1 pseudogene is annotated in these 293 nt (G+C 45.4%); it reads right to left on the reverse strand.

Features of this window, described 5'->3' with window-relative positions:
• Positions 1–260: pseudogene (locus KM934_RS13060) on the reverse strand (DDE transposase); the annotation flags it as partial.
• Positions 261–293: the final 33 nt, after the last annotated feature.

A 293-nucleotide genomic window follows, 5' to 3' on the forward strand; every position in this document is an offset into this window, starting at 1 on the left:
GGGGCAGACAATCCGGTATACGACTTGAGGAACATGAGTGCCACCTTGCCTTCAGGGCTGAAGTAAGATTTGCGACCGACTTTTCTGCGTGGAACAGAGTCAATCAAACCGAATCTAATGGCCATCTCACGCAACGGAAGGAGGGCATGAAAGCGTCCGAGTTCACTCTTTTTGAACGACTCTTCATAATCTTTGTAAAAATCAAACTCTGTGAACGCAAGACCTGGTGTTATTTCAGAAAATTGTAGTACCTTTGCCATGACGATTATTTTTCGTTTCCCCCAAAACAGGCC

The sequence above is a fragment of the Hallella faecis genome, from assembly GCF_018789675.1.
GTDB lineage: Bacteria > Bacteroidota > Bacteroidia > Bacteroidales > Bacteroidaceae > Prevotella > Prevotella faecis.